We start from the raw sequence: 13856 nt of genomic DNA on the forward strand, positions 1-13856 counted from the left end.
GAAGACTTCTTTACTACTGATCAATCCATCCTCCTTCCGAAGTTGGTTTGCTAAGTGCTGCTATTGTACCCCTTGAGCCCTTAACAGGCTGTAGCACAAATGGCAATAGCTCGTCGCATCGCAGGATCAAAGTACCTCTTTTGACGGGTAGACCTCCATGATTTGGGAAGGATAAGTTGATTTGTGATTAACATAATTTTGTCCAGAGTTCTGGTAGTTCATTTACATAAGATATAGCAGCAATGGAAAGTCGCTTAAGTTTATTAACTAGGGATATATTGACTTCTGAGACAATCTTTTGAGTAGATTCAGGTATAAATTGCCTGTGACAATCCTGGCATCGATAATGCTGCTTTCCATTATGGATCTTGTCGTATCTAAGTTAAAAGAATGACGGCTTGGGCAAGTCAGCATGAGCTTACTCAGAAACACGAAAAATCTAGGGTAATAGTATCATTGCTCCCAGAGCACCACCAGTATAGTCAATAGGGCAAGGGCTCCGTCCCGCTGGCGCGACCCGAATCTCTGAGCTCTATCCTTACAATTGAGCTCCTGGATCCTGGCCTATGTCTTGCTGCAGGGCGGCCAAGTCTATCTTTGGCTTCTGGGTCTTGACTTTTGTCGGCCTGAGGTCTTCTAGGTTCAGCCAGCGATAGACCGTTGCACGCCTGACTTTGTACATCTGTTGTACATCTGTGGGGTTGCCCTCTTCCTGGACATACCCTACGGCTGTCTCCCTACCGCAGTTCTCCACAGGGCCAGTTGCCAGCGAGCGGAGCCGGTGTGAGCTGGCGCATTCGCCCTAGCTTTCTCAGATCGTCCGCAGTCCGTCGGGGAAAGCTGCAGAAGAAACTCGAAAAATCTGTTCATGGCGAGCTTTTTTGTCTTTACTTCGCTGAGCCGATTGCCCCAACGGTTGCCCTGTTGGCAAGAGCCAGCCGTGACTTGAGACTGCCCCCCTTTTCCTGTCGGATTGGAGTGCGATATGCTGGTTTTCCACCTCTGAAAGCGTGATTTATTCCAAACTGTTTTTACTCCTATGAATCCCCATCCCTCTCAGGTCTCGGCCCCTATCCTGCAGGAAAACTGGCACTTTCAAGAGCGGGATGCTTGCGGGGTCGGCTTTTTGGTGAATCAGCAGGGGAGAGCCAGCCACGACCTCTTGCAGAAAACCCTTCAGGCCCTCACCTGTATGGAACATCGGGGTGGCTGTGGCGGCGACGGCCAGAGCGGTGATGGGGCGGGCATTGCAACGGCAATCCCCTGGTCGCTGTTGCAGGCAGAGAGGGAAGAAATTCGAGCTTGGGATCCCACTCACAGCGCGGTGGGGATGGTCTTTTTGCCTCAGGATCCTGCTGAGTGTCAGGCGGTGCAGCAGGTGATCGATGAGTACTTGACCACCACCGACTGGCAGCGGGTGGTTTGGCGGCAGGTACCGGTCAATCCCAATTGCCTGGGGCCGATGGCGCGGCAGACCATGCCCTCCATTTGGCAGATGCTCCTCACCCATCCCACGCTGGAAGGAGACGAGCTAGAGCAGCAGCTCTATCTGTTGCGGCGGCGCATTCGGCGGCGGGTAGAGGCTCGGTTTGGCTTTTATGCTCTGTATTTTGCCTCTTTGTCCTGCCGGGTTGTCGTTTACAAAGGCATGGTGCAATCGTCGGTTCTGGGCCAGTTTTATCGAGATCTGCAAAACCCCCTCTACACCACCACCTACGCCACCTACCACCGCCGCTTCAGCACCAATACCCTGCCGCGTTGGTCGCTGGCTCAGCCTTTCCGCTACCTCTGCCACAACGGCGAGATCAACACCTACCTGGGCAATGTCAACTGGATGGCCGCCCGCGAACAAACCCTTTCCCATCCCCGCTGGGGTACAGCGGTCGAGGATCTGAAGCCGATTATTGACCCGGGCACCAGCGACTCGGCGGGCCTGGACGCTGTGTTTGAGCTGTTGATTCAGTCGGGCTACTCCACTCAGCAGGCGATGATGGTGCTGATCCCGGAGGCCTATCGCAACCAGCCAGAACTGCAGAATCACCCGGAAGTGGTGGATTTCTACGAGTTCTTCGGCGGCCTGCAGGAGCCTTGGGATGGCCCGGCGATGGTGGTTTTCTGCGACGGCAAAACCATCGGGGCCACGTTGGATCGCAATGGCCTGCGCCCAGCCCGCTACGCTCGCAGCCGCGATGGTCTGCTGGTGGTGGCCTCGGAAGCTGGCGTGGTTCCTCTGCCGGAGACCGACATTTTGGAAAAAGGGCGGCTAGGCCCGGGGCAGATGCTGACGGTGGATCTGCAGAGCGGGCACATCTGCAAAAACTGGGAGATCAAAACCCAGGTGGCAGCCCAGCACCCCTACGGCGAATGGCTCAAAGCCCATCGCGTTCAGCTCAGCACCCAAGGCTTTGAAAATACCCCTCACCTCTCGGAAGAACAACTGTTACAAGCCCAAACCGCCTTCGGGTACTCCTCAGAAGATGTGGAGATGATCATCGAGGAGATGGCGGCTACGGGCAAGGAGCCCACCTTCAGCATGGGGGATGATGCGCCGCTGGCTGTGCTGTCCACCCAGCCTCATCCCCTCTACGACTATTTCAAGCAGCGCTTTGCCCAGGTCACCAACCCTGCCATCGATCCCCTGCGGGAGAGCCTGGTGATGTCTTTGGATGTGTATCTGGGATCCAAGGGCAACCTGCTGGAGATCCGCCCTGAGCATGCCCGCCTGTTGCAGTTGCGCAGCCCGGTGCTCAACGAAGCGGAGCTGGCCGCTCTGCAGCATACCCCTTTTCCCTGCCACACGCTCCCGATTCTCTATCCGGTGGCTGCCGGCCCAGAAGGACTGGAGGTCCAGGTACGGGCCCTCTGCCAGCAGGCGGCTCAGGCAGTGCGGGGGGGAGCTGAGATTTTAATCCTCTCGGATCGCGGCCTCAATGCCGAGCAGGCTCTGATCCCACCTCTGTTGGCGGTGGGCGCCATCCACCATCACCTCATCCAGGAGGGGCTGCGCCTACGCGCTTCCCTGGTGGTGGAGACTGCCCAATGCTGGAGTACCCATCACTTTGCCTGCTTGATCGGCTATGGGGCCAGCGCCGTTTGTCCTTATCTGGCCTATGAAGCTGTGCGGCAGTGGTGGCACAAGCCCAAGACGCAAACCCAGATGGCTGCCGGCAAGTTGCCCCAGCTTTCCCTGGCCGAGGTGCAACTGAAGTACCGCGCCGCCATTGAGGCAGGGCTGCTCAAGATTCTTTCCAAAATGGGCATTTCTCTGCTCTCCAGCTACCACGGAGCGCAGATTTTCGAGGCCATTGGCCTGAGCCAAGAGGTGATCGATCTGGCCTTCCGCGGCACGGTGTCGCGGGTGGGGGGCATGACGCTGGCAGATCTGGCCCGCGAGGGCATGGTGAATCACCAGCGGGCCTTCCCCGAACTCACCTCGAAAAAGCTGGAGAACTTTGGCTTTATCCAGGCGCGGCCCAAAGGCGAATACCACATCAACAGTCCAGAAATGGCCAAACTGCTGCACAAGGCCATCGAATCGGGTCAGCCTGCCCACTATGAGATCTACAGGGCGCACCTGCGCAGCCGCACCCCCACCGCGTTGCGAGACCTGCTGGATTTCCGCAGCGACCGGGATCCCATTCCCTTGGAGGAAGTGGAACCGGTGTCGGAGATTTTCAAACGCTTTGCCACAGGTGGGATGTCCTTGGGGGCCCTCAGCCGCGAGGCCCACGAGACCCTGGCCATTGCCATGAACCGCATCGGCGGCAAGTCCAACTCCGGTGAAGGCGGGGAAGATCCGGAACGATACCTCCCCATCACCGATGTAGGCCCAGATGGCACCTCGGCCCGCTTTCCCCACCTGAAGGGGCTGCGCATGGGGGACAACGCCAGCTCGGCGGTGAAGCAGGTGGCCTCGGGCCGCTTTGGCGTGACACCGGAGTATTTGCTCAACGCGCGGCAAATTGAGATCAAAATTGCCCAGGGGGCCAAGCCGGGCGAGGGCGGGCAACTGCCGGGCAAAAAGGTCAGCCCCTACATCGCCAAGCTGCGCCGCTCCAAGCCGGGGGTGACCTTGATCTCGCCGCCGCCCCACCACGACATCTACTCCATCGAGGATCTGGCGCAGTTGATCTTCGACTTGCACCAGGTGAACCCCCAGGCACAGGTGTCGGTGAAGCTGGTGGCGGAGGTGGGCATCGGCACAGTGGCGGCAGGAGTAGCCAAGGCCAACGCCGACATCATCCAAATCTCCGGCCATGAAGGGGGCACAGGGGCTTCCCCCTTGAGCTCCATCAAACATGCCGGGGCACCTTGGGAGTTGGGCCTGGTGGAGGTGCATCATACCCTGCTGGAAAACGGCCTACGGCAGCGCTCCATCCTGCGGGTGGATGGCGGCATTCGCACGGGTTGGGAAGTGGTGATGGCGGCCATGCTGGGGGCAGAAGAGTTTGGCTTTGGCACGGTGGCCATGATTGCGGAGGGGTGCATCATGGCGCGGGTGTGCCACACTAACAACTGCCCTGTGGGAGTGACCAGCCAGAAGGAGGAGTTGCGCAAGCGCTTCCCCGGCACGCCAGATCACGTGGTGACCTTCTTCACCTTTGTGGCGGAGGAGGTGCGCCAAGTCTTAGCGCAACTGGGCTACCGCTCTCTGAAGGAGGTGATTGGACGGGTGGATCTGCTCTGTCCGCGGGCCGATGCGGTTCTGCAGAAGACCCAATCCTTGAACTTGGAGTGTCTGCTGCGAACTCCCCCCGGTTTTGATCCCAACACCCTGCCCGACTGGTTGGAGCATGAGCCGGTGCATTCCAACGGCCCGGTGCTGGATGAGCAGATCCTGGCTCAGCCGGAGGTGCAGAAGGCGGTGGAAACCTGCGGCACGGCCACGGTGGAGATCCCTATCGCCAACACCGACCGCTGTGTGGGCGGGCGCATTGCCGGAACCTTGGCCCGCTTGTACGGAGATACCGGCTTCGCCCAACAGGGGGGGCAGTTGGATCTGCGCTTTGTCGGCAGCGCCGGCCAGAGCTTTGGCGCTTTTACACTGGCGGGGATGCGCCTGACCCTGACAGGAGAAGCGAATGACTACGTGGGCAAGAGCATGTGTGGCGGCGAGATCGTCATCCTGGCTCCCCCTGAGGCGCCCCGCGATCCGGCGGAAAATGTAATCCTGGGCAACACCTGTTTGTACGGGGCCACGGGCGGATCCCTGTTTGCCAACGGCCAGGCGGGGGAACGCTTTGCGGTGCGCAACTCGGGAGCGCAGGCGGTGATCGAGGGATCCGGCGACCACTGCTGCGAGTACATGACCGGTGGGGTGGTGGTGGTGCTGGGGCGGGTGGGCCGCAACCTGGGAGCGGGGATGACCGGCGGCCTTGCCTATGTGCTGGATGAGGAGGGCAACTTCCCCGCCAAGGTCAACGGGGAGATCGTGCGCATTCAGCGGGTGCAGACAGCAGCAGCAGAGGCACAACTGAAGAGCCTGATCCAAGAGCACTATCGCCGCACCCATTCCCCCAAAGCGGAGCGCATTCTGCAAAATTGGGAATCCTATTTGCCTCTGTTTTGGCAGGTGATCCCGCCTTCGGAGGAGGGCAGCGAGCTGACGGATCCCTTGCGATCCCAGCCGCTGGCAGTGGAGTCTTAAGGATCTCTCAGAGCCTGCCGGTAACACTTCTTATCCCCACGACGGCCAGAGAGGCTGGTAAACTGCGAGAGTATACCTGGCCTTTTCATCCGCTTTAAATCACTATGAGTCCCAGTTTGCAAGCTGCTCAAACTCAAGCGCGAGTGCCCACCGAGACCATCCTGACGCCGCGCTTCTACACCACCGATTTCGAGGCCATCGGCAAAATGGGCTTAGGGGATCGAGAGGCCGATTTCCGGGCCATCCTGCAGGAGTTTCGCGCCGACTACAACCGCCATCACTTCGTCCGGGGTGAGGAGTTCAACCAAGACTGGGAAAGCCGCCTGGATCCGCAGGCGCGCCGGTTGTTTGTGGAGTTCTTGGAGCGCTCCTGTACAGCCGAGTTCTCCGGTTTTCTCCTCTACAAGGAGCTGTCGCGCAAGCTAAAAGAGACCAACCCCGTTTTGGCCGAGTGCTTTGCCCTGATGAGCCGCGATGAGGCCCGCCATGCCGGCTTTCTGAACCGCGCCATGGGCGACTTCAACATGGCCTTCGACCTGAGCTTTCTCACTAAGCACAAGTCTTACACCTATTTCGCGCCGCGTTTCATCTTCTATGCCACCTATCTCTCGGAGAAGATCGGCTACTGGCGCTACATCCTCATCTACCGCCACCTGGAGGCCCACCCCGAGGATCGCGTTTACCCGATCTTCAACTTCTTCAAGAACTGGTGCCAGGACGAGAACCGCCACGGCGATTTCTTTGCGCTCATGCTCCTAAGCCAGCCGCGGCTGCTCAAGGGATGGGTGGCCAAGCTGTGGTGCCGTTTCTTCTTGCTGTCGGTGTTCGCCACTATGTACCTCAACGATGTGGGAGAGCGCCCGGATTTCTACCGCCTCATCGGGCTGGATCCCCATACTTATGACATGGAGGTAATCTACAAGACCAACCGCGAGGCGGCCAAGGTGTTCCCGGTGGTGTTGGATGTGGAAAACCCTGAGTTTGTGCGGCGGCTGCAAAAGTGCGTGGCCAACAACGCTAAGCTGAGGGAGATTGCCCGGGGATCCGGCCCCTTCAAGGGTTTGCGCAAGCTGCCCCTCTACTTGGATAACTTCTATCAGTTTTTGCGGCTGTTCCTCCTGAAACCTCGGAAAGCTGGCTTCTACCTGTGGGAGCAGCCGGAGCCCCGTTTTGAAGGAACGGCTGTTTCTGCTTGAGCCGTCTTGCCCTCAGCTTGGTACCCGTACAGCCTCATAGGTCAGCCATGAACATTGCCGCTGAGATTACGCCGCTCTTTTTGCTGGGAACGCTGGCCTTTTTGGGTTGGGGCTTCTGGAGAGCCCGTCGGCGGGGATCCTTAGCCGTTTGGGTGTGGTTACAGGGATCCCTGCTCTTGTTGCCGTGGGTGGTTTTCCTGGGGCTGCTGCTGCTGGGAATCTACCTCAACTTTGCCGGTTTCCTGCTGCTGTTGCTGGTGTTTACGGGGCTCTACATTGCCGTGGGGCGCAAGACCCGCCAGTTGGCCCAGCAGGAGCTGCAGGCCCGTCGCGAGCAGTTGGCTCGTCTGGAAGAGCAGGGGGAAGCCCCTTCGGCAGGGGAGGCGCCTTTGGAAGCGCCTGCGGTTCTGCAGCGGATCTCGGCTGAGGATCTGCAGGCCATTCAGTCTATTTTCGGCCTCGATACCTTTTTCGTCACCGAGACCGTCCCCTATGGGGAAGGGGCGATTTTTAAGGGCAACCTGCGCCAGGAGGCGGAGGTGGTGGTACCCCTGCTGGTGGAGAAGCTCAAAGAGCAGGTGGGCAGTCGCTACCAGCTCTTTTTGGTGGAGGATCCGGCGGAAAAGCCGGCGGTGGTGGTCTTGCCGGATCCCATCGTCAATTACCGCGCTTCCGTGGGGGCGCAGATCCTGGCGGGGGCGTTGCTGGTCTTCAGCTTCGTCGCCACGTTGGAGGTGGGGGCCAATCTCTTGGGCTTCCGGCTGTTGGATGCGCCGGGGCGCTGGGTGGAAGCCCTGCCGGTGGCAGCCGGGATCTTCGCCATCTTGCTGGTGCACGAGACCGGACACCGCTGGATGGCGGGCAAGTACGGCGTGCGCCTCAGCCCTGCTTTTGTTATCCCCAGCTTGGGGATCGGCACGCTGGGATCCCTGAACCGCATCCAATCGCCGGTGCCCAGCCGCAAGGCTTTGTTCGACATTGCCTTTGCCGGCCCGGCAGCGAGCGGGATCCTGTCGCTGCTGGTGCTCTTGGCTGGCCTAAAGCTCTCCGGCTCCGAGGGTCTGTATGTGCCCACGGAGATCTTCCGCAGCTCCATCCTAGTGGGCACTCTGGCCCGGCTGGTGCTGGGATCCCAGTTGCAGGCGGAGCTGGTTCCCATTCATCCTTTTGTTGCCGTGGGCTGGATTGGCCTGGCAATCACCGCCTTGAGCCTGCTGCCGGCAGGGCAGCTGGACGGGGGTCGCATTGTGCAGGCGGTGTACGGGCGGAAGACGGCGGCCCGCGCCACCTTCATCACCCTGATTGCCTTGGCGGTGGCGGCCATCAGCAACGTCTTGGCCCTCTACTGGGCGCTGCTGATCCTGTTCATCGCCCGCGAGCCAGAGCGTCCACCGCAGGATGAGATTACTGAAACCGACGGTCAGCGGGATGCTTTGGCATTGCTGGCCCTCTTTTTGATGGTCATGACCCTGTTGCCGATTGCTCCGGCCTTGGCGGGCTTTCTCAATTTCCCCAACGGCTGATGGGGTAGAGGCCCAGGATCCGCCGGCGAGAGGAGCTCACTGTGTCTGGACCGGGGAAAGGCTTTGGCCTAGGCAGAGCTGGAAAGGACAGAGGAGAGCACCTGCAGCGTCTGTTGGCCCAAGCCGTTCGCCATCACCAGGCAGGGCAATGGCCACAGGCTGTCTCACTTTACCAGCAGGTGCTGCAAGCCCAGCCCACCCACCCCGAGGCACTGCACCTCTTGGGGGTCTGTCGGCAGCAACAGGGATCCCTGGACGACGCGATTGCCCTGATCCGGCAGGCCCTTGCCCACCAGCCCTGGTTTCCCGACGCCCACTTTAATTTGGGAATTGTTCTCAAGCAGGCGGGGCAGCTGGCGGAGGCGAAAACTCACCTGCAACTGGCCCTAGAGCAGGGGGGGCCGGACGCGGAAGTTTTGTACCAGCTGGGGCTGGTGCTGCGGCAGCAGGGGGATTTGGAGGCGGCCCTTGTCCCCTTGGGACAGGCCCTGGAGCTGCAGCCGGACTTTGCCGATGCCGCCTACACCCTGGCCATCCTGCTGCGGGATTGTGGCCGGGAGGAGGAAGCGGCGGAGCTGTTCTACCAACTCTGGCAAGCGGATCCCGCCGACTTGGCCGCGGCCCTGGGCTGGTGTGTTAGCCAGTTGCCCTTGCTGTACGCCTCGGCAGACCAAGTTTCCGTGGCCCGGGAGCGCTACCGCCAAGCCCTACAACAGGTAAAGGCCCGCTGGGAACAACTGCCGCGGGATCCGATAACCCTGGAGCAAGCGGCTGCCGGGATCGGCTCCGTCCAACCCTTCTTTTTGCCCTACCAAGGCCAGAACGACCGCGATCTGCAGCAGCTCTACGGATCCTTGGTGAGGGACGTGATGGCGGCCCGCTATCCCCAGCCCTCCGTCCTCTGGCAGCGACATCCTGGCCGAGTGCGGGTGGGCATTGTCTCCGGCCTGTTTCGGGATCACTCCGTTTGGAAGATCCTGACTCGCGGCTGGGTAGAAGCCCTGGATCGTGCTCAAGTGGCCCTCTACGGCTTCCACACCTCGGTCATCCAAGATGAGGTCACGTGCTCCCTGCCCCCTCGTTTTGAGCACTTTGTGGCCGGATCCCGCAGCATAGAAGAATGGCAAGCGGCTATTCGAGAGGCACAGCTGGATGTGCTCCTCTACCCGGAAGTGGGCATTGACCCGGTCTGTGCCCAACTGGCCGCCCTCCGCTTGGCGCCAGTACAGGCGATGGCCTGGGGCCACCCGCAAACTTCTGGCCTGCCGACAATAGACGTTTTCCTCAGCAGCGAGCTGATGGAGCCGCCGGACGGGGCCGGCCATTACACCGAGCAGCTCCTGCCCCTGCCTGGCATCGGCACCTACTATATTCCCCTAGAAGTTGACCCCGCCCCTGTGGACTGGCAAGCTTGGGGGGTGGATCCCGACAGGGTGCTTTACCTCTGCGCCCAATCCCTATTCAAGTACTTACCTCAGTACGACGAGGTGTTCCCCCGCATCGCCCGGGAAGTGGGGAAGTGTCAATTTCTATTTTTGCGGGGCCGCCTCTCCCAAGGGATCCGCGAGCGCTTTTGGCAGCGGCTGCGACGAGCCTTTCAGGCCTATGACCTAGCTGCCGAAGAGTATGTGGTGCTCCTACCGGAACTCTCGCCTGCAGAATATGCCGCCTACAACGCCCTGGGGGATATTTACCTGGATAGCCTCGGCTGGTCAGGGGGCAACACCACCCTGGAAGCCCTGCCCCACGGCCTGCCCATCGTCACCTTGCCCGGATCCCTGATGCGGGGCCGCCACACCTACGCCATCCTGCAGCAGATGGGGATCCTGGATACCATCGCCCACACCCTCGATGAATACGTCCAGATTGCCAGTCAGTTGGGCTTGGATCCAGAGTGGCGAGAGCAAATGGGCCAACAGGTGAAGAGGCGCCAGGAGCGCGTCTACCGGGATCCCGCGCCGATCCGCGCTCTGGAAGAGTGGTTGCGAAGCCTGAAGACCTGAGGGGGCAGTTTGGGTGAAAGGATAAACGGGCGAGTGTTGTCCTCTTGAAGGGATCCCGGACAGATGGCAGGATAGGCGGGGTTGTCTTGCCGGGCTTTGCCCATGTCTTCTGAGTCTGCTCCCGGTCAGTTCCCCAGGCCGGAAAACGCCCCCGACAACTTGCCCTCCCTTTCAACGCGCCTGAAAGAGATTGCCGTGGTATTCCTGCGGCTGGGATCCCTGGGTTTCGGCGGCCCCCAAGCCCACATCGCCATGCAACACGATGAGGCGGTGATCCGGCGGGGCTGGATGAGCCAGGAACAATTTACCGAAGGGGTGGGCCTATGTGAAATGTTGCCAGGGCCAGCTTCTACCCAGATGGGGATCTATGTCGGCTATGTGCGGGCAGGCTGGTTGGGGGCGGTGCTGGCGGGGATTTGCTTCATTGCCCCTGCTTTTGTGATCGAGGTGATTTTTTCTTGGCTTTACTTTCGCTTTCAGGGGGTGCCGCAGCTAGAGGGGATGTTTTTTGGGGTGGCCCCGGTGGTGATCGCCATTATCCTGGCCTTTTGCTGGAAACTGGGCCGTAAAGCTGTGAAGGATTGGAGCCGGGGGCTGATCGCGGTGGCGGCCTTTGCCCTGCTGCTGATCGGGGGGGTGAATATCCTGTTGCTGTTCGGGCTGGCGGCTCTGGTGGGGCTGCTGCTGTATGGGCCCAAAAAAGGCCCACTATCGGGGATCCCGATTTTACTCCCTTGGCCAGTATTGACGTTGGCCCAGACGGTAGTGGCCACGGTTCCACCGGAAACCCTTATCCTGAGCAGCTTTTGGGGTCTGGAGCGGATTGGTGCCTATTTCTGGCCTTTGACCTTGTTTTTCCTGAAAGTAGGCGGCACCATCTTCGGGGGAGGGCTGGTGATCATCCCCTTCATCGCCGACGAGGTGGTGGATCAGTTGGGCTGGTTGACGCCGACAGAGTTCTTGGATGGGGTGGCCATTGGGCAATTTACTCCTGGCCCGGTGGTGCTGACGGCAGCCTTTATCGGCTACAAGGTGGCAGGGGTGCTGGGGGCCCTGACGGCAACAGTGGCCATCTTTGCCCCTTCTTTTGCCTTTATTTTGCTGGCAGCTCCGGTTCTGTTGCGCATACGGCACAATGCTTGGGTGAAGGGATCCCTGCAGGCAATTACCCCAACGGCCCTGGGGGCTGTTGCTGCGGCTACAGTGCCCTTGGCCCAAAATGCGCTGCTACAACAAACAACTCCCGCTTCGCTGGTGGCTTTGGGGATCGGGGTAGCGGCCTTCATTGCCTTGATGCGCTTTCGCCAGCCCACTTGGCTGTTGGTGTTGATGGGAGGGGGGGCGGGTTTGCTGGCCCGAGGTCTGCTGGCCTAAAGGTTTTGCTCCCTGGCCCTGCTTTCTCCTTGGGGGTGAGGGAATGACCCTGATTCAGCCTGATGGCCACGGCACTAACTGGCTTGGGCCAGCCCTTCCTCAGAGGGATCCCTGCCTTCCAGGCGACAAAACAGTTGCCGCATCAGCAGCTCCCGTCGAGCCAGAGAGAGGTGGGGGGCAAGGGCGCTGGGAAAGTGGGGCATGGCTAGGGTAACACGATCCAACAGGTCGGCGCGGCGGTGTTGTTGCTGGATGGCCCAAGCCCGTTCCAGAAGGTTTTGGGCTGCTTCTGGCGCTAATCCCGCTTGCTCCGATAACCACGCTGCCAGTTGTTCCAAATCGGGGTCGAAGCGCAGCCGGTACATGTAGATCAACATGCCGATCCCGATCACCAAGCCCAAGCCACTGGCTACATAGGCGGCTTTGATGGAAGTTCCCGGCAGATAGGCCACCGCCGACACGCGCAAGATTTCGTAGGGGATGCGGATCAGGCTATAGCCGACAACATAGGTCCAAACCCAAGTGCCATCTTTGAGTTTGGGAAAGCGCCAGAACATTCCCATCAAGAGGGCAAATAGAAGCAGGTTGAGGACGCTTTCGTAAAAAAAGATGGGGTGAAAAAACTCAAATTGGCTGTATTCCGGCTCGCGGGCTTGGGGAGGAATGTACACCCGCAGCGGCCAAGGGCTGTCGGGAGGAATAGGGGCACCGTAGGCCTCAGAGTTGAAAAAGTTGCCCCAGCGCCCGATGGCTTGGCCCAAAATTAACCCCGGCGTGAGCACATCGGCGTACTTCCAGCCGTTGATCCCGGTGGTGCGGCAATAGAGGTAAAGGGCAAGCGCGCCGGCCAACACCCCACCGTGGATGATGAGACCCCCCTGCCAAATGGCAAAGGCCGAGAGGGGGTTGTCTTGGAACTCTGACCAGTGGGTGAGGACGTAGTAGAGGCGGGCGCCCAGAAACCCAGATATTACCAACCACAGGGCCAGTAGCTCCACTCGTTCACTGGCTTTGCCAGGCTCTTTCTCTAGATGACGAGATTCTGCCAACGCTTTGGTCAAGATCAAGCCGACCAACACGGCCACTGCCATCAATAGGCCATACCAGCGTAGGCCCAGCCCTCCCACCAGCGGGGTGCCGGGGGGAAAGCGGAAGACAAATTCTCCAGGTGAGCTGAAGGTAAGGCCCAACAGCCCTGCACTCCATAGGTTCATCGACAACACGCTCTGCACCCCAAAATTGCTCAACTCAGTTCCACCAGTCGGCTTTATCAACCTCACCCGCTTGGGTTAGCGGGACGGAGTCCCTTCCGGGCTCTTCTCCCCTATCCCCGGCAGCCATTCACAGGCTCCAACAGGGATCCATTCTCCCCGATCCTGAAGCAGCGCCAGTCCTCGTTCCCGGTTGACCCGATCCTACAGGCCCGTCACGGACAAGATTCCACCCTAGAGCCCATACCTTTACCAAAAAGCTAGGTCCAAAGCCCCGCCCTTCCAGGACGGCTTTTGCCCTGTTAGACCTGCGATAAGATACACCCACGCTGGTCGGAGATGCCAAACTCCTCAAGGCCACTCCAGCGCAGTACCAAGCCTTCGATGACGGAGTACACCGGCCAAGTGGTGGGGCTGGATGGGGGCGACAGCAGTGGGCAAGCTGTGCCGTGTCTCCAGTCTTTGCGTTGTACCGAAAGGAGATGGAGGATGTCAACTGGACAGGGGTGTGGATCCCGGATGGGTTGCAGTTGGTATCCATTGCTCCTGAGGCCAAGGCGGTGATGCAACACTGTTATGGCGGCTACACCACCAACCTGACTCTGGAGGAGTTCACCCGCCCCGAAAACTACCTGGTTCATACCCTGGAAGGACAACCGCTCCCGGTAGGGCCGGTGCGCACTTTGATCCCTCACCCATATGCCTGGAGTTTCCCCCCTAAGATCAGCTGGGCTTTTGGGGGAGCAACGGCTACTACATGGGCGGTGAACCCTGGGCCGAAGAACGCTACAGCAATCTATAGAGGCTGTAAACTACCCGACTCCGACCGCTAAAGCGGTACGGAGCGGGCTTTCAGTAGCCCTGAGCCTGCTCTGCTCTACCAGAGAACAAAACAGGCCCGA

8 protein-coding genes and 1 pseudogene are annotated in these 13856 nt (G+C 59.9%); 6 read left to right on the forward strand and 3 right to left on the reverse strand.

The features are described from left to right. Positions 1-187: 187 nt before the first annotated feature. A pseudogene (locus ACVWZJ_RS13440) lies at positions 188-370 on the reverse strand (IS1/IS1595 family N-terminal zinc-binding domain-containing protein); the annotation flags it as partial. Positions 371-538: 168 nt separating this feature from the next. Continuing rightward, positions 539-754: an IS630 transposase-related protein gene (locus tag ACVWZJ_RS13445; protein ID WP_414329292.1), complete on the reverse strand. Its 216-nt coding sequence runs from the start codon at positions 752-754 to the stop codon at positions 539-541. A gap of 285 nt (positions 755-1039) precedes the next feature. Between ACVWZJ_RS13445 and ACVWZJ_RS13450 the strand changes: the two genes are divergently transcribed. From ACVWZJ_RS13450 to chrA, 5 genes are all read left to right on the forward strand, one after another. Then, the gene (locus ACVWZJ_RS13450; protein WP_457396373.1) at positions 1040-5647 is read left to right on the forward strand and encodes a glutamate synthase-related protein; all 4608 of its coding nucleotides are present in this window, start codon (positions 1040-1042) and stop codon (positions 5645-5647) included. 104 nt (positions 5648-5751) lie between these two features. Next, the gene (acsF, locus tag ACVWZJ_RS13455) at positions 5752-6843 is read left to right on the forward strand and encodes a magnesium-protoporphyrin IX monomethyl ester (oxidative) cyclase (protein ID WP_414412625.1); all 1092 of its coding nucleotides are present in this window, start codon (positions 5752-5754) and stop codon (positions 6841-6843) included. Positions 6844-6890: 47 nt separating this feature from the next. Beyond that, the gene (locus ACVWZJ_RS13460; protein ID WP_414418781.1) at positions 6891-8366 is read left to right on the forward strand and encodes a site-2 protease family protein; all 1476 of its coding nucleotides are present in this window, start codon (positions 6891-6893) and stop codon (positions 8364-8366) included. 113 nt (positions 8367-8479) lie between these two features. Continuing rightward, positions 8480-10369 carry an O-linked N-acetylglucosamine transferase, SPINDLY family protein gene (locus ACVWZJ_RS13465; protein WP_457396375.1) on the forward strand — a complete coding sequence of 630 codons (1890 nt, stop codon included), beginning with the start codon at positions 8480-8482 and terminating at the stop codon, positions 10367-10369. A 102-nt stretch (positions 10370-10471) separates the two neighbouring features. Continuing rightward, on the forward strand, positions 10472-11743 hold the full coding sequence (gene chrA / locus ACVWZJ_RS13470) for a chromate efflux transporter (RefSeq protein WP_011432884.1): 1272 nt from the start codon (positions 10472-10474) through the stop codon (positions 11741-11743). A gap of 74 nt (positions 11744-11817) precedes the next feature. Here the strand turns inward: chrA and lgt are convergent, their stop codons facing one another. Next, the gene (gene lgt / locus ACVWZJ_RS13475) at positions 11818-12957 is read right to left on the reverse strand and encodes a prolipoprotein diacylglyceryl transferase (protein ID WP_011432885.1); all 1140 of its coding nucleotides are present in this window, start codon (positions 12955-12957) and stop codon (positions 11818-11820) included. Positions 12958-13403: 446 nt separating this feature from the next. Between lgt and ACVWZJ_RS13480 the strand changes: the two genes are divergently transcribed. Continuing rightward, complete coding sequence (locus ACVWZJ_RS13480; RefSeq protein WP_049749569.1) at positions 13404-13787, forward strand: molybdopterin-dependent oxidoreductase; 384 nt, start codon at positions 13404-13406, stop codon at positions 13785-13787. The last annotated feature ends 69 nt before the right edge of the window (positions 13788-13856 follow it).

The sequence above is a fragment of the Thermostichus sp. OS-CIW-29 genome (genome assembly GCF_054058195.1).